General features: G+C 39.9%; 15 protein-coding genes. 1 reads left to right on the top strand and 14 read right to left on the bottom strand.

Annotation, left to right across the window (positions count from 1 at the left end; all coding sequences use genetic code 11):
- Positions 1-74: 74 nt before the first annotated feature.
- The 3 genes from ACZ5OK_RS08785 to ACZ5OK_RS08775 form a co-directional block, all read right to left on the bottom strand.
- On the bottom strand, positions 75-506 hold the full coding sequence (locus ACZ5OK_RS08785) for a YlbF/YmcA family competence regulator (protein ID WP_343841315.1): 432 nt from the start codon (positions 504-506) through the stop codon (positions 75-77).
- 1 nt (position 507) lies between these two features.
- Positions 508-2,082 (bottom strand): tRNA (N6-isopentenyl adenosine(37)-C2)-methylthiotransferase MiaB, encoded by a 1,575-nt coding sequence (gene miaB, locus ACZ5OK_RS08780; RefSeq protein WP_343841312.1) that lies wholly within the window; start codon positions 2,080-2,082, stop codon positions 508-510.
- A 135-nt stretch (positions 2,083-2,217) separates the two neighbouring features.
- Positions 2,218-2,622 (bottom strand): thiol-disulfide oxidoreductase DCC family protein, encoded by a 405-nt coding sequence (locus tag ACZ5OK_RS08775; protein ID WP_343841310.1) that lies wholly within the window; start codon positions 2,620-2,622, stop codon positions 2,218-2,220.
- A 55-nt stretch (positions 2,623-2,677) separates the two neighbouring features.
- On the opposite strand from ACZ5OK_RS08775, the gene ACZ5OK_RS08770 reads away from it, so the two are divergent.
- Positions 2,678-3,604, top strand: coding sequence for a TIGR01777 family oxidoreductase (locus ACZ5OK_RS08770; protein ID WP_343841307.1), 927 nt, complete (start codon positions 2,678-2,680; stop codon positions 3,602-3,604).
- Positions 3,605-3,726: 122 nt separating this feature from the next.
- Here the strand turns inward: ACZ5OK_RS08770 and ACZ5OK_RS08765 are convergent, their stop codons facing one another.
- The 11 genes from ACZ5OK_RS08765 to ACZ5OK_RS08715 form a co-directional block, all read right to left on the bottom strand.
- Positions 3,727-4,593, bottom strand: coding sequence for a 2-oxoacid:ferredoxin oxidoreductase subunit beta (locus ACZ5OK_RS08765; protein ID WP_343841304.1), 867 nt, complete (start codon positions 4,591-4,593; stop codon positions 3,727-3,729).
- Positions 4,580-6,346: a 2-oxoacid:acceptor oxidoreductase subunit alpha gene (locus ACZ5OK_RS08760; RefSeq protein ID WP_343841302.1), complete on the bottom strand. Its 1,767-nt coding sequence runs from the start codon at positions 6,344-6,346 to the stop codon at positions 4,580-4,582. Before ACZ5OK_RS08760 ends, ACZ5OK_RS08765 begins: the two co-directional genes overlap by 14 nt.
- A 109-nt stretch (positions 6,347-6,455) precedes the next feature.
- Complete coding sequence (locus ACZ5OK_RS08755; protein WP_343841300.1) at positions 6,456-7,376, bottom strand: dipeptidase; 921 nt, start codon at positions 7,374-7,376, stop codon at positions 6,456-6,458.
- 75 nt (positions 7,377-7,451) lie between these two features.
- Positions 7,452-7,712: a stage V sporulation protein SpoVS gene (gene spoVS, locus ACZ5OK_RS08750; protein WP_044157499.1), complete on the bottom strand. Its 261-nt coding sequence runs from the start codon at positions 7,710-7,712 to the stop codon at positions 7,452-7,454.
- A gap of 194 nt (positions 7,713-7,906) precedes the next feature.
- Positions 7,907-8,704, bottom strand: coding sequence for a TIGR00282 family metallophosphoesterase (locus ACZ5OK_RS08745; protein ID WP_343841289.1), 798 nt, complete (start codon positions 8,702-8,704; stop codon positions 7,907-7,909).
- Positions 8,705-8,818: 114 nt separating this feature from the next.
- The gene (gene rny / locus ACZ5OK_RS08740) at positions 8,819-10,384 is read right to left on the bottom strand and encodes a ribonuclease Y (RefSeq protein WP_343841286.1); all 1,566 of its coding nucleotides are present in this window, start codon (positions 10,382-10,384) and stop codon (positions 8,819-8,821) included.
- Positions 10,385-10,604: 220 nt separating this feature from the next.
- On the bottom strand, positions 10,605-11,654 hold the full coding sequence (recA, locus tag ACZ5OK_RS08735) for a recombinase RecA (RefSeq protein WP_343841283.1): 1,050 nt from the start codon (positions 11,652-11,654) through the stop codon (positions 10,605-10,607).
- 185 nt (positions 11,655-11,839) lie between these two features.
- Entirely contained in the window at positions 11,840-13,102 is a 1,263-nt protein-coding gene (locus ACZ5OK_RS08730; RefSeq protein WP_343841280.1) for a competence/damage-inducible protein A, read from the bottom strand.
- Complete coding sequence (gene pgsA, locus ACZ5OK_RS08725) at positions 13,099-13,677, bottom strand: CDP-diacylglycerol--glycerol-3-phosphate 3-phosphatidyltransferase (RefSeq protein WP_343841279.1); 579 nt, start codon at positions 13,675-13,677, stop codon at positions 13,099-13,101. Before pgsA ends, ACZ5OK_RS08730 begins: the two co-directional genes overlap by 4 nt.
- Before the next feature lie 72 nt (positions 13,678-13,749).
- The gene (locus ACZ5OK_RS08720) at positions 13,750-14,694 is read right to left on the bottom strand and encodes a helix-turn-helix domain-containing protein (protein WP_343841276.1); all 945 of its coding nucleotides are present in this window, start codon (positions 14,692-14,694) and stop codon (positions 13,750-13,752) included.
- 19 nt (positions 14,695-14,713) lie between these two features.
- The gene (locus ACZ5OK_RS08715; RefSeq protein ID WP_343841274.1) at positions 14,714-15,508 is read right to left on the bottom strand and encodes a DUF3388 domain-containing protein; all 795 of its coding nucleotides are present in this window, start codon (positions 15,506-15,508) and stop codon (positions 14,714-14,716) included.
- Positions 15,509-15,755: the final 247 nt, after the last annotated feature.

Below are 15,755 nucleotides of genomic sequence, written 5' to 3'. Positions count from 1 at the left end.
ATAAAGAAAAGCGGAGGCAACTGATCAGTGTGATTTTCCTGGTTAAAAAAAGTCAGCCCCAAAGGCTGACTTTTTTAATGATGATGGTGAGTCAAATCATTTTCCATTTGTGCTTTTGTCTGGCCGGTTAATACATCGCCACCGGTGGAACGGACAATTTCATTGGTTACTTTACGTGCAATCGTTCCAGTAACCATTTGTAAAATGTCGTTTACAACAACCTGGATTTCCTTAAACTCTGCTACAATTGGAATTTCATCCAGTTCATCCTGAAGACGCTCCAGCTCTTTTTCTGCTTTCTGCTGTGCTTCTTTTTTTCCATAATGCTGTAAATTGACGGCCTGCTTCTGCATCGCTTTAATTCGCCGGATGAGATCCTGTACTTTTTGATTTTCATTAAGTTTTGCTTCAATCTGTTTAAAGCGGTCGATTTCCTCAATATTAGCCAGCATATTCGCCAATTTATTTGCTTCTTCTACAACCTCTTTACGTGTATATTCTGCCATATTAATTCACCTCTACAGCTTCCTCTGCCATTTCTCCATCAAGAGTCCAGCTTTTTGTATTTGTAATCTTCACTTTTACAATCTTACCAATAACTGATTTTGGTCCTCTAAAGTTCACAAGCTTGCTTTCAGGTGTATATCCTGCCAATACATCCGGGTTATTTTTACTTTCCCCTTCCACGAGGACGTCCACAACCTGATCCTGATACTTCTTCAATGCTTCTCTGGAATATTGATTGACGCGTTCATTCAAACGATAAAGGCGTTGTTTTTTCACATCCATCGGTACATTGTCTTCTTTTTTAGCCGCTGGTGTACCTTCACGCGGAGAATAAATAAATGTGTACGCACCTTCAAATCCAACTTCTTCATATAAAGTCATCGTTTCTTCAAATTGTTCTTCGGTCTCATTAGGGAAACCGACAATGATATCTGTAGTTAAGGCCGCGTGTGGAATAGCCTTCTTAATTTTACGTACCAGTTCAAGATAACTTTCCCTTGTATATTTACGATTCATTCGTTTCAATACTTCGGAGCTTCCGGACTGTACAGGTAAATGAATGTACGGCATTAAATTCCCACCCTTAGCCAGTACTTCAATTAATCGGTCATCAAAATCTCTAGGATGGGATGTGGTAAAGCGAACCCTTGGAATATCAATTTTACGAATTTCATCCATCAGATCGCCTAAGCCGTAGTCCATATCGGCTAAATCTTTTCCATAAGCATTCACATTTTGGCCTAACAGCGTAACTTCCTGATACCCTTGTGCTGCCAAATGCCTGATTTCCTGAATGATATCTTCAGGACGTCTGGAGCGTTCTTTACCACGGGTCATAGGGACAATGCAATAGGTACAGAACTTATCGCAGCCGTACATAATGTTTACCCATGCCTTTGTCTTACCGTTACGGGCTTTTGGAAGGTTTTCAATGACATCGCCTTCTTTTGACCATACTTCAACGACCATTTCCTTACCAAAAATAGCTTCCTGGATTAGCTGTGGAAGACGATGAATATTATGGGTACCAAAAATAAGGTCAACATGCTGATGCTTTTCCAAAATTTTATTTACTACAGATTCTTCCTGGGACATACAACCGCATACACCCAAAATCAGGTCCGGACGATTCTGCTTCAGCGGCTTTAAGTGGCCCAGCTCACCAAATACCTTATTTTCTGCATTTTCACGGATGGCACATGTGTTCAGCAGGATAATATCCGCTTCATTAGCATCCGATGTTGATTCAAAGCCTAATTCTGTTAAAATTCCTGCCATAACCTCTGTGTCATGTTCATTCATTTGGCAGCCATAGGTTCGAATCAAATATTTCTTCCCCTGACCTATGTTCTGAAGTTCATCAGGAATCGTAAAGTCCTCATGATACTTAATATCCTGCTTGCCGCGCTTTCTTGCTTTGTTTAAGTTTGGAGTTTCATATGTAGTTTGAAAATATTTCACGAAATCATCTGGTTTCTTATTCTTTATACGTTCAAGATTATCCTGTTCGGATTTTACGTCCGCTGGATTCCCCTGACGTATCTGGGACATTTCTTTACGCTGCTGCTCATTCATTTCAAAACTCCTTTCCTTATAGCTTCTAACTGTATTATTATATCAGCCCGACATTAAAAATGAAAATGTTGTTTTGTCTATATTCAAACTTTTGTCACCTTTTCAAATGACTGATTCAGGCTGCGTACATATTTCCTAATCCTCCTTGAGATGAATGGAACAGGAATCCTCATTGCAATGACCGGTTGGGACGATTTCCCTTCTTGAAGCAATGTAATCATATACTTTTTGTCCGAAACCAAGTATAATGGAAATATATAGAAAAGGAACGAGAGGCTTGTATTTAGGGATACGTTTAGCAATTTCCAAAATGGCAAAAATTCCGGTAAATGACTTCCCATCCTGATTACGAATGCTGTATATTCGTTCTTCTACATTCTTCCCTGTTAAATGATACTCTTCGTAAACACTTGAGTCCCGGATGGATAGCAGTATTATCACGTGATTTTTATCTGCTTTTTCAATTTTAGCTTTAGCTTTGCGGCAGATTGGACACCAGCTATCATAGAATACATACAAGATTTTATCAGGATGTTTCATTATAACAGCCTCCTTCTTTCAAACCATACAAATCTATCGACAGGAGTTGGTATACGTGAATGTATTAATTGCAGGCGGCACAGGTTTTATAGGACGTCACCTGGTACAATCCATGGTTCAGAAACAGTATCATGTTTATGTCCTCACAAGATCGTCCCATCACAATCCAAAAAGTTCTCCCTATCTTCACTATATCACATGGTTTAATCAGGATGAACACACTTTTGAAACCCTTCCACCTATCGATGCTGTCATCAACCTGGCTGGTGAACCAATTAATAAAGGAAGATGGACAAGGAAAAAGAAGACAAAAATATGGGATAGCAGAAAACAAGCCACGCAAAAACTTCTGCAGTTTATGCAAAGCTCTGAGATAAAGCCAAAGGTATTTATCAATGCTTCGGCTATTGGCGTTTATGGGAATTCAAACGAGCAGGAATTCACAGAAAAATCTGCACCCCGAAAAAATAGTTTTCCGGCGAGGGTATGCAGTATGTGGGAGCAGGAAGCCATTAAGGCAGAACAATTTGGGATACGAACCGTGATTGCAAGAATTGGTATTGTTTTAGGGAAAGATGGCGGGGCTTTGCCGCGAATGATTATGCCCTATAAATTATTTGCCGGTGGTCGAGTGGCATCAGGAAAACAATGGCTGTCGTGGATACACATTTATGACCTCACGCAGCTATTTGACTATATCATCCACCAGGAAGCCATTGAAGGGCCGATAAACATTACGGCTCCAAATCCGGTAAAAATGGATACGATGGGAAAGAAGATTGGGGAAACCTTAAGGAGGCCTCACTGGTTTCCTGTACCATCATGGATATTGAAGGTCATTTTTGGAGAAATGAGTGAGTTTTTAACAGAAGGACAAAAAGTGATTCCTGACAAAGCATTAAAGCATGGATTTGAATTTCACTATTCAAAGTGTGGTCAGGCTTTGCCGCAAATTTTAAGTGAAGACACAAATGAAGGCTGAGTCCCTTTTCAAATGGACGTCAGCCCTTATTTGTCAAATACCCTTGAAATGATTCAGAAATTAAACTATTGCCTCACATTATGCGCTTTCCCAGGAAATATCCATTCATTGCCCAAGTTGCGTTAAATAAATTGCTGAACCAGCTCATCAAATTTTTCACGATCCATGCCTAACTCTTCGTCTTTTAAAGGTTCTTCCTTATACCCTTTCACCATTTCCTGATAGGATTTTCTGACCGAATCCTGATAGATTAATCCTGTTACCAGACTGTCGTGCTCCATTAATGTTTTCATGGCCATCCCTCTGTCACCGGAATCATAATCCTCAATAGACGAAAGCTTCACCAGATTTTCCTTAAACCATTCATAAGTGTTTACTTTATTGTAGGTTACACAGGGGCTGAACACATTAATCAGGGAGAATCCTTTATGCTGTATACCTTGTTCAATGATAGACATTAAATCCTTAATATCACTTGAGAAGCTTTGAGCTACGAATGTTGCACCAGAGGATAGGGCCATTTCCATTAAATTGACGGAAGGTTCAATGGAGCCCTCAGGTGTACTTTTCGTTACAAACCCGGCCTCACTTCTGGGGGATGTCTGCCCTTTGGTTAAACCATAAATTTGGTTGTCCATGATGATATAAGTGATATCAATATTTCTCCTAATTGCATGAATGGTATGCCCCATTCCAATCGCTAACCCGTCTCCATCACCACCGGCCGCGATAACGGTTAAATCCCGATTCGCCATTTTCACCCCTTGCGCAATCGGCAGCACACGTCCATGTGTGCCGTGAAAACCATAGGCGTTTACATAGCCTGATATTCTTCCTGAACAGCCAATTCCGGAAACAAGTGCCAGATCATCTGGTTCTAAGCCTATGTTGGCACATGCCCGTTGAATAGATGCCTGCACAGAAAAATCACCACATCCAGGACACCAGTTCGGCTTCACATTGTTTCGGAAATCCTTAACGGTTGCCATAAACAACCACCTCCTGCATGCATTCATGATAAATTTCACCTGGCAGGAATGGGGTGCCATCAAATTTCAATACACTTGTGATTTTATCCCCATAACCGGTATTCATTTTTAAAATATTGGCTAATTGACCAGTAGCATTATGTTCCACAACGATTACCTGTTTAGCGTTTTCTAATAAAGGGGTTATTTCTTCAGATGGAAAAGGATGCAGCAATCGAATGTGGGCATGGTTCACTTTAAATCCATCCTGGCGTAATCGTGCCATCGCTTCTTCAATGGCTCCTCTTGTGGAAATATATCCAACAAATAATAGATCGGGATTTTCATCATTTATTGTTGTTTTTGTGACAGGTGCAGGAAATTTTTTCGGCAGGTCTTTTAATTTGCGAAGTCTCTTTTCCATTTGTTCTCTTCGGTTCGGAGCTTTTTCTGAAGGTTTACCTGTTTCATCATGCTCAACTCCGGTAACATGGAAGATACCGTTTTTGGTTCCAGGTAATATTCGCGGGGATATTCCATTTTCTGTAACTTTGTATCGTTTAAAGTAATGACCTTTCTCTAATTCAGGTAAATCAGGATCAATATCAAGGTTTCCTCTTCTAATTTCCACCTGATCATAGTCGAGATAATCAACGGTCTGTTTGCCTAAGGATAATTGTAAATCAGATAATAAAATAACCGGACATTGATATTCCTCTGCCAGATTCAGCGCTTCTACTGCGTCATAGAACCCTTCTTCCACTGTACTTGGCGCCATAACAATTTTTGGTATTTCCCCATGCGTTCCATAAATCATAGCCATTAAATCGGACTGTTCCTGTTTTGTGGGAAGTCCTGTACTCGGCCCGCCGCGTTGAGTATCTACGACAACGAGTGGTGTTTCGGTCATTCCGGCTAATCCAATCGACTCCATCATTAAAGACAGGCCTGGTCCAGCGGAAGCGGTTATCGCGCGTACGCCTGCATAATTAGCGCCAATTGCCATTGTGGCTGCAGCCATTTCATCCTCTGTCTGAATGACGGTTCCACCATAGTCAGGCAAATGCTTAATCATAAATTCCATAATTTCAGAAGCCGGCGTAATAGGGTAAGCAGCCATAAAGCGACAGCCCCCTGCTAATAATCCGATTGAAATGGCGTCATTTCCAATCATATACATTCGTTTTTGACCGTCCGCAGGCATCAGCTTCAGGTTCGAGGGCTTCCCCTGTGATTGGGATTGAACAAATGCAGCGCCCTTTCCTATTGCTTTCATATTATTCTCTACTACTTTAGTTCCTTTTCTGCCAAAGGTCTGATAGACAATATCATAGTATTCATTCGTGTCCAAATCAAGAATGGCACTGGATGCACCAATAGCCACCATATTTTTCATTAATGAACTTCCTAATTCTCTCGCTATTTCAGTAAACGGAACGGCATAAAGAATTACATTAGAGCCCTCAGGTATGGTTGGCTTGAATTTCGCATCAGCAATCACAATTCCTTCATCCTGAAGTTCGTGGACATTCACATCAATTGTTTCCTGATCAAATGCTACTAAAATATCTAATCCATCCTGCAAAGAACGAACAGGTGTTGTTGAAACTCTTATTTTATTATTCGTATGACCTCCTTTAATACGTGATGAAAAATGTCTGTAACCATAAAGATAGTAGCCTAAGTGATTCATCGCCGCAGCAAAAATTTCACCGGTACTTTCAATTCCCTCTCCCTGCTGTCCTCCTACTTTCCATGAAAGCTGACTTATCATTGAATTAGACACCCCCTTAATAAAGTTCAGATGGAAGCATCCCAAATTACCCGGGAATGCCTCATCTTATAATAAATATAATAGAATAAGCGATTAGGCTTATTACTATCTAACGCGGTAATGCTTTAAGAAAATTTTCATGGGTAATCTTCCGGACAAAATCGCTGGAAAATCGACCTTCTAATTCCTGAATAAAAGAATTATACTTTGAATAATCCTCTATCCCTTTCACAATTCCATCTGTTCCATCAAAATCCGATCCTAATCCTACGATATCTTCACCGCCAAGAGTCATGATCTTTTCAATATGGTTAAGAATATCTTTTGTACTAGTCTGATCAGTATCTGCTAAAAACTCCGGGACAAAGGTTACCCCCATAAAAGCATCTCTGGAAATTAATGCTTTAATTTGTTTATTATCCAGATTCCTTCGATGCTTACAGACACTGAAGCTATTTGAGTGGCTGGCTATCGGATATTCTGCTGTGTCCATAACATCCCAAAAGCCTCGATAAGATAGATGAGAAACATCCGTTAATACTTCATATGTATTCAGTACTTCCACAACCTGTTTCCCGAATTCAGATAAACCAGCGCCTCTTACTTCCCCGATTCCATCAGATACAGCATTTGCATTGTTCCATGTAAGGCCTGCTGCTTTTACACCCAGATGAAGTAATGTCTTTAGTTTGGTAATATCATTACCTACGGGATGCATCCCCTCCAACGTAAGCATGGCCCCTTTTTCATCTTCTTTTAACTGAAGAATATCGTCCCGGGAGGTAACCATTTTAATTTTGGGGTAGGGTTTCAGAATTCGTTCATAGAAAATATTAGCCATTTCTAATGCACTATGAAACTGTAAATCCTCAGGTATATGTGGTGGTACAAAAATAGCAAAACATTGAACCTTCACATCATTATTCATCCATCTATTATAATTCACCCGTAATTCCTGCTGATTGTCAAAAGACCAATCAGGATTTCTCCATAGTTGATATAATACGTCACAATGTCCGTCGATAATCACGCTGAGTCCTCCTATGATGAATTCTATCGTAAAATAAAAACCTGTTTGCCCGCTTCGCAAACAGGTTAACTACGTTTATCTAGGTTCAACAATCAACTTGATAGCTGTACGCTCTTCATTATCAATCATAATGTCTGTGAAAGCTGGAATACAAATCAAGTCAACACCACTAGGAGCAACAAAACCTCTTGCAATGGCTACCGCTTTAACTGCCTGGTTTAACGCACCTGCACCGATTGCCTGAATTTCCGCGGATCCACGTTCGCGTAAAACGTTTGCAAGAGCACCTGCTACAGAGTTAGGATTTGATTTTGCTGAAACTTTTAATATTTCCATTACTAGTTCCTCCTTTATTTACTATAATTCTTCCATAATTACTATATTCACTATTTTTTTAGATATTCCTTTTTATTATGAAGGATTTTTCTGAAAAATTCAAATTTTGAGGCCTGTTTTTGTTAGCGCTGCCATTCCTTTATAAAAGGAGGAGGCCGGAGTTCCTCCTCTTATATAACGTTTACACAGTCTAATTAGTGAAAAAACGGATGATCATTGTTTATAAGAATACGTTCGATTCGTCTTGCCATTCCATTATCCTTATTCATCTCAATAAATACACCACTTAATTGAGTCGGTCCGTCTTCAGCCACTTCAAAGCGGACAGGCAGTGCAGTGTGAAACCTTCTTAGAACGCTATCTTTATCCATACCTAAAATTCCATTATAGGGGCCCGTCATACCGGCATCAGTAATATAAGCAGTGCCTTTAGGTAAAATCCTGTTGTCCGCTGTCTGCACATGGGTATGTGTACCGGCAACGCCCCCCACTCTTCCATCTAAAAACCATCCGATTGCCTGTTTCTCGCTGGTAGCTTCTGCATGAAAATCTACGAAAATATAGGGAGTTCTTTTCTTCGCTTCTTTTACCAGTTCATCTACAACACGGAAAGGATCCTCGATAGGAGGAAGGAAGGTTCTGCCTTGCGCATTAATGACAGCTATTTCTTTATTGCCAGCCTTGTAAAAGGTCATCCCTTTACCTGGTGTATCAGGAGGAAAATTAGCTGGTCGGACCATGTCATTCACATCATCAATAAACTCAAAGATGTCCTTTTTATCCCAGGCATGGTTGCCAAGTGTAATGACATTTGCTCCCCATTCTTTCATCTGGCGATAAATTTTTTCGGTGATCCCTTTTCCATGAGCTGCATTTTCTCCGTTTACAATGGTGACATCAGGATGATATTGCTTCTTAAGATGAGGAAGATTTTCCTTTAACATCTCTCTTCCTGGTGACCCCACCACGTCTCCGATGAATAATATCTTCATGTGTTCGTCCTCTTTCTATAACTATAATTTTATGTCCTTTAAATACAAGTTCAGTTTTACATATCAGGTATATTTTGTCAAAACCAAAACAAAAGCGACCCTGAAAAGGATCGCTTATTTGGCATATTCTACTGCCCTTGTCTCCCGGATCACGGTAACTTTAATATGACCAGGATAATCTAATTCATCTTCAATTTTCTTCTTGATATCTCTTGCCAGAATTAAGGATTCGTCATCTCCAATTGAATCAGGACGAACCATAATTCGAATTTCCCGTCCAGCCTGAATAGCGTAGGATTTCTCGACTCCTTCATACGAATCAGAAATTTCCTCTAATTTCTCCAGACGTTTAATGTAATTTTCCAACGTCTCACTACGTGCACCTGGACGTGCAGCAGAAAGTGCGTCAGCAGCGGCTACAAGTATGGATATAATCGATGTAGGTTCTTCATCACCGTGGTGAGAGGCAATGGAATTAATGACCACTTCATGCTCTTTATATTTTTGAGCAAGCTCTTTTCCAATTTCTACGTGGCTGCCTTCCACCTCATGGTCTATTGCTTTACCAACATCATGCAATAAGCCTGCACGCCGTGCCAATCGTTCGTCTTCTCCTAATTCTGCTGCTAACAAGCCAGCTAAATACGCGACTTCCATTGAATGTTTCAACACATTTTGACCATAGCTTGTACGATATTTTAGTCGACCTAAGATTTTGACTAAGTCTGGATGTAGCCCATGTACACCAATTTCAAATGTAGTCTCTTCACCAACCTCACGAATATATTCGTCAATTTCACGACGAGATTTTTCGACCATTTCTTCAATTCGAGCCGGATGAATACGTCCATCCTGCACTAATTTTTCAAGTGCCAGGCGTGCTGTTTCTCTTCTTATTGGATCAAATCCTGACAGTATAACAGCTTCAGGTGTATCATCAATAATCAAATCAATACCTGTCAGGGTTTCCAATGCCCGAATATTACGACCTTCTCTTCCGATGATACGGCCTTTCATTTCATCGTTTGGCAAATTCACGACTGAAACCGTTGTTTCGGCGACATGATCTGCTGCACATCGTTGCATAGCTAGGGATAATACCTTCTTGGCTTTCTTATCCGCCTCTTCTTTTGCACGATTTTCAGCATCCTTTATCATAATAGCCGTTTCGTGTTTAATTTCCTTCTCCACACGTTCTAAAATAACCTGTTTAGCCTGATCAGTTGTGTATCCAGAAACGCGTTCAAGCTCAGCTTGCTGTTCATTCATCAACTCTTCCACTTTGCTTTCCATTTCTTCAATTTGTTGTTGTTTTTCAGCAAGTGATTCTTCTTTACGTTCTAACATGAGCTCGCGCTTATCCAGAGATTCAGATTTTCGATCCAGGTTTTCTTCTCGTTGCAATAAACGATTTTCCTGGGTTTTTACTTCCATTTGCCGTTCACGAAGTTCGTTTTCTGTTTCCTGACGCAATCGGTGATTTTCATCCTTCGCTTCTAAAAGCGCCTCACGTTTTGCGGATTCAGCATTCCTCCGACCTTCTTCGACAATTTGTTTTGCCAAGTCCTCAGCACTCGAAATTTTCGCCTCTGAAATAGACTTGCGAATTAAATAGCCAACAACAATACCGACAATTAAGGCTAGCAAAGCGGAGATGATTATGGTGACAACTGGTTCCATTTCGTTCACCTCCTCTTGCTGTAATGCTCGTACTATTTCAAGTCGGCATGTACAAAGATTCAAATTTAAGTCAGCACTTCAAAAATTTGTTGAAATATAAAAATAAAATTATACATATTAATTTTAAGCTTGCCAAATTTTATTGTCAAGGTTTGCCTGTCCAATATACAAAATTCAAAAGGCTGTCCCTATAACGGACAGCCTTTTGAATTCATCCCTATTAAACATCTAACATTTCCTGGGCCTCATCATTATTTACTTCCTTACCTTCGTCTCCATCATCTTCATCAAGATTATGATGCTTTCTGATTGCACTTTTTACTTCTTCGGCTATATCTTCATTCTCACTCAGGAATTTCTTCGCATTTTCTCTTCCCTGACCCATTTTTTCATTATTATAAGAATACCAGGCTCCACTCTTCTGGATGATATCTAAATCGGCTCCAATATCAAGAATCTCGCCTTCCTTAGAGATACCTTCTCCATACATAATATCAACCTCAGCTGTTTTAAATGGTGGGGCAACCTTGTTTTTAACAACCTTAATCTTGGTTTTGTTACCAACCATCTCATTTCCTTGTTTTAAGGTTTCGGCTCTGCGGACTTCCAGACGAACAGAGGAATAGAATTTCAATGCACGTCCACCTGGAGTGGTTTCCGGATTACCAAACATAACACCGACTTTTTCACGAATCTGATTAATAAAAATAGCCGTTGTTTTCGATTTATTGATGGCACCAGATAATTTACGCAGTGCCTGAGACATTAAACGTGCCTGTAAACCAACGTGGGAGTCACCCATTTCCCCTTCGATTTCTGCTTTAGGTACAAGGGCTGCAACAGAGTCAACAACAATCATGTCAATAGCTCCACTACGTACAAGGGCTTCCGCGATTTCCAATGCCTGCTCACCAGTATCAGGCTGTGATAATAGTAATTCTTCAATGTTTACCCCTAATTTTCTTGCATAGACAGGATCCAGTGCATGCTCTGCATCAATAAACGCAGCCTGACCTCCATTACGCTGTGCCTCTGCAATCGCATGTAAAGCTACCGTTGTTTTACCAGAGGATTCAGGACCATAAATTTCCACCACACGTCCTCGTGGGTACCCGCCAACACCTAATGCAACATCAAGTGTAATTGATCCACTTGAAACCGTTGAAACTTTTTGTCCTTCCTGTTCCCCAAGTTTCATAATGGAGCCTTTGCCAAATTGCTTTTCTATTTGTTTTAACGCCATATCAAGCGCCTGCTTACGTTCGCTCACAGTTTTTCCTCCTTTAACAATCTATCATCGTTATGTCTATCATAACCTTTTTTAAGGGATTTGCCAACAGAAATGCGAATAAATGTTCTGTTAATTTCATGAAAAATAATGGCCAAAAAGTGAGGTTTTCCCTGTCCATTTTTTAAATTCGGCTAAAATAGACGCACTAATAAATGAATTTCAAATTATTTTTCAGGCATTTCTTTTAATGAATAGAATAACCATTCCAATCCCTTTTTCACTGTATGCTGGCGGATTTTTTCTCTGCTTCCGTTTAATTGATAAGCTTTTACAACTGAATCCTGATCACCTATTTTCAGACCTATATATACAAGTCCGACCGGTTTTCCCTCACTGGCATCCGGTCCTGCATTACCAGTGAAACTGATACCGACCGCTGACTGCATTTTCCGCTGAACCTGTTCCGCCATCTCACGTGCACATTGCTCACTGACTGTGCCGTGCTTTTTAATCAGGGAGTCAGGAATATGTAACACATTTTCTTTAATTTTAGTCTGATAGCCCACAATCGACCCGGCAATAACATCCGAAGCGCCCTGTATAGATATTAACTGGTCAATGAACCTTCCCCCTGTCAGGCTTTCCGCAGAAGCAAGTGTGTACGAATGTGACTTAAGCATTTCCAGCACCTTTTGCTCAAGCGTTTCATCATTCCGGCCATAATAATAATCACCAATCCGCTGCATTAATTGCTCCTGGACATTGGAAATAGAGGATAACGCTTCTTCAGCAGTTTCAGCTTTTGCTGTTAAACGTAAGGTAACCTCACCTTCTCCAGCCAGTGGGGCGATGGTAGGATTGGTTTGGGTTCTTATCAAATCTGAAACCCGTTCTTCAAGAATAGATTCTCCGATTCCAATAAATTTCAGCACTCGTGACACAATTTGATTTTTAAATGGATACCTTTCCTTAAGAAATGGGATGATACTTTTTGAAAAAATGGATTTCATTTCCCGTGGGACACCAGGAAGGAAAATCCAGCCTTTTTGCATATGATCCACAAACATCCCTGGGGCCATCCCTTCTTCATTTGGAAAAACCTTTCCATCTTTAAAGACAAGAGCCTGTTTGCGATTATTTTCAGTCATAGATATCCCACGGCGTTCAAAGAAGGATTCAACCTTTGTCAGCACCTGGGGATGAATCTCAAGCTGCTGACTTAGGATATCTGCCCCAACCTCTCTGGTTAAATCATCTTCCGTAGGTCCCAGTCCTCCTGTAACAATAACCAGATCGGAACGCCTGTCTGCCAGCTCCATAACGCTTTTAAGACGGTCATAATTGTCACCCACGGTATGGTGAAAATAAACGTTGATGCCCATATGTGCAAGATTCTGGGAAATCCACTGCGCATTCGTGTCGGCAATCTGCCCTAACAGGAGCTCAGACCCGACGGATATAATTTCGGCATTTATGTCCTTCTTCATTTGGAATCCCTCATCACATGCCAATTTTTGATAAAGTATTCAACACCTGAAACAACGGTAATAATCATAGCGGCATATAAGGCAATGATGTCAAAGGGAAGCCCCAGATAAGAAAAAGGAAAATTATGCAGTAATAATGCAGATACAGCAATAATTTGAATCCATGTTTTTAATTTTCCCATCTGACTGGCTGCCAGAACAATCCCTTCACCGGCAGCGACTAACCTTAAACCTGTAATTGCAAATTCTCTGCTAATTATAATAATAACAATCCAGGCCGGTGCTAACCCCTGTTCAACCAAAAGAATAAATGCCGCTGAAACGAGCAATTTATCAGCTAATGGATCCAAAAATTTCCCTAAGTTGGTTACCAGATTATGTTTTCTGGCATAATACCCATCAATCCAGTCCGTTGTAGAAGCAACAATAAAAAGAATTGCTGCTGCTAAATGAGACACAGGTAAAATACGCTCACCAACGGTTATTTCTCCCCATTCAAAAGAGATAGCTAGTAACAGAATAAAAAATGGGATTAACATTATACGAGATAAAGTAATTCGATTGGGAATATTCAATTTTAACGCCTCCTGCTAACGAAATAAAGAGTCATCGGTATTCGATGACTCCACTTTATTCATTTATATTTTTTATTGTACCACTTTTAAAGTAATATCTTGAACATAATTTTTTGGTTTTTTAGGGTCAAAGGCATATTTAAGGTTTGTGTCATTTACCTTTATATCAACCGCTGCTGCTTGTCCGATTCTCATCGTTACTGACTTTTGGTCCGAAAAATCAAATTCCTTAGGGGAGTTATCTGATGTTAACATTTTATCAAAAATAACTTGTTCATTCGCATCTCTTATCGTCAGCCAGCTTTTTTTAGACGTTGTTAAGGTTACATTAAACTTATCATCAGGGAGTTTTACTTCATATTCTGCTGAGAGACCTCCGCTTTTGGATTGGTTTGTTAAATTTACTTCTGTTTGAGGTTTTTCTGCATCGCCCGTGTCACTATTTGACTCGCTTGACCCGCTATTTTCATTTTCTTCGCTATTTTGATCACCATTTTCCTTTTTTTCTGTCTCTTTCTGGTCCGAGCCATTGTCATCATTCTTATTTTCCTGCTGAGATTGGTCCCCACGCGTAATTTCCACCTCATCCGGATTGTCCTGTTCCGGAGATTCTTCGGGATCAATCGTTTGCTGATAAAAGAAATAGGCAAAAACAATAATAGCGACAATTAAGAGAACGGTTAATATTTTCGGGATAACAGAAAACAGTGCGGAATGTTTCTCAGAAGATGGCTGTTTACTATGCTTCTGAACACGACTGATACGTTCATATTCTTCCTGTTCAGGGGATGGAAGTTCATTTTCATACTCTTCAAAGAGCTGATCTGCATTTAATCCAACGGTGTTCGCATATTCACGAATAAATGCTCTTGTATAAAAACTGCCTGGCAGGATGTTGAATTGACCTTCCTCTATGGCATTTAAATAGCGCCTTTGAATCTTCGTCATTTCCTGAATATCAGATAGAGAAAGGCCTTTTTCTTCTCTTGCTTCTTTTAATCTTTGTCCTAATTCCATTCTTTAACACCATCCATCCTTAAAAGTCAAACATTGAGAAACCATCATCTTGAGAAAATGCTGGACGTTCAAGATTTTCATACGTGATTTCTTCCTCTTCGTCTGTTCGTAATTCTATAATATAATCAAAATCATCTAAGGTATATTCTGTGTGCTGCACAAGAATATCCGGATGTTCGACAACTTTTGTAGCTGGCATATGCATAATTTCACGAATTAGTTGCCAATGTCTTTCACTTGCTCGTCTGGTGGATACAATCCCATCTATAATGAAAAGATTATTCTCATCATATTCGTCTCTGATCAGCTTACTTCTGACCGTTTGCTTTAATAACGTACTGGATACAAATAACCATTTCTTATTTGCACATACACTGGCTGCCACGACTGATTCCGTTTTCCCAACCCTGGGCATACCTCTTAACCCAATTAGTTTGTGTCCTTCCTTTTTATATAATTCAGCCATAAAATCCACAAGAAGTCCCAATTCATCACGGACAAAGCGGAAGGTCTTTTTATCATCCACATCACTATGTATGTATCTTCCATGCCTAACCGCAAGTCGATCTCGTAATTTAGGCAGTCTCAGCTTGGTGACGCGTATCGTATCCATTGTATCTAATATCGATTTCAATCGTTGTATCTGTTCTTCGTGTTTACTTAAGAGCAACATCCCTCTGCGGGAATTTTCCACTCCATTAATCGTGACGATATTAATCGACAGCATCCCTAACAAAGAAGAAATATCGCCTAACAGTCCAGGCCTGTTGGTTTGAATTTCATACTCCAGGTACCATTCCTGTCTCTCTCCCATAGATAAACCCCTTCATTACGTAACATAAAACGTTTATTAATTACTATGATAAATGATTTTTCAATATTAGAAAAGGACATAAAAGCATAATCCTGTAATTCATTTAAAAAGAGAAAAGATAGGACTTTAAAATGAGGGAGAAGATCCTCCCTCCCATTCATAGGCAGATAAACTTATAAGGCCATATACGAGGCTCTCATTTTTACAGTTCGTTTTACTAACGCCCCAAAGTTGGGGGTATTACGGC

The organism is Salinibacillus aidingensis (assembly GCF_055393355.1).
This window is presented reverse-complemented; position numbering and strand designations above follow the sequence as displayed.

Excerpts from the sequence above, each read along its gene's own strand:
- ACZ5OK_RS08745 (WP_343841289.1), bottom strand. The coding sequence starts at position 8,704 with ATGAAGATATTATTCATCGGAGACGTGGTGGGGTCACCAGGAAGAGAG.
- miaB (WP_343841312.1), bottom strand. The coding sequence starts at position 2,082 with ATGAATGAGCAGCAGCGTAAAGAAATGTCCCAGATACGTCAGGGGAAT.
- rny (WP_343841286.1), bottom strand. The coding sequence starts at position 10,384 with ATGGAACCAGTTGTCACCATAATCATCTCCGCTTTGCTAGCCTTAATT.
- ACZ5OK_RS08785 (WP_343841315.1), bottom strand. The coding sequence starts at position 506 with ATGGCAGAATATACACGTAAAGAGGTTGTAGAAGAAGCAAATAAATTG.
- spoVS (WP_044157499.1), bottom strand. The coding sequence starts at position 7,712 with ATGGAAATATTAAAAGTTTCAGCAAAATCAAATCCTAACTCTGTAGCA.
- ACZ5OK_RS08715 (WP_343841274.1), bottom strand. The coding sequence starts at position 15,508 with ATGGGAGAGAGACAGGAATGGTACCTGGAGTATGAAATTCAAACCAAC.
- ACZ5OK_RS08720 (WP_343841276.1), bottom strand. The coding sequence starts at position 14,694 with ATGGAATTAGGACAAAGATTAAAAGAAGCAAGAGAAGAAAAAGGCCTT.
- ACZ5OK_RS08765 (WP_343841304.1), bottom strand. The coding sequence starts at position 4,593 with ATGGCAACCGTTAAGGATTTCCGAAACAATGTGAAGCCGAACTGGTGT.
- ACZ5OK_RS08775 (WP_343841310.1), bottom strand. The coding sequence starts at position 2,622 with ATGAAACATCCTGATAAAATCTTGTATGTATTCTATGATAGCTGGTGT.
- ACZ5OK_RS08730 (WP_343841280.1), bottom strand. The coding sequence starts at position 13,102 with ATGAAGAAGGACATAAATGCCGAAATTATATCCGTCGGGTCTGAGCTC.
- ACZ5OK_RS08760 (WP_343841302.1), bottom strand. The coding sequence starts at position 6,346 with ATGATAAGTCAGCTTTCATGGAAAGTAGGAGGACAGCAGGGAGAGGGA.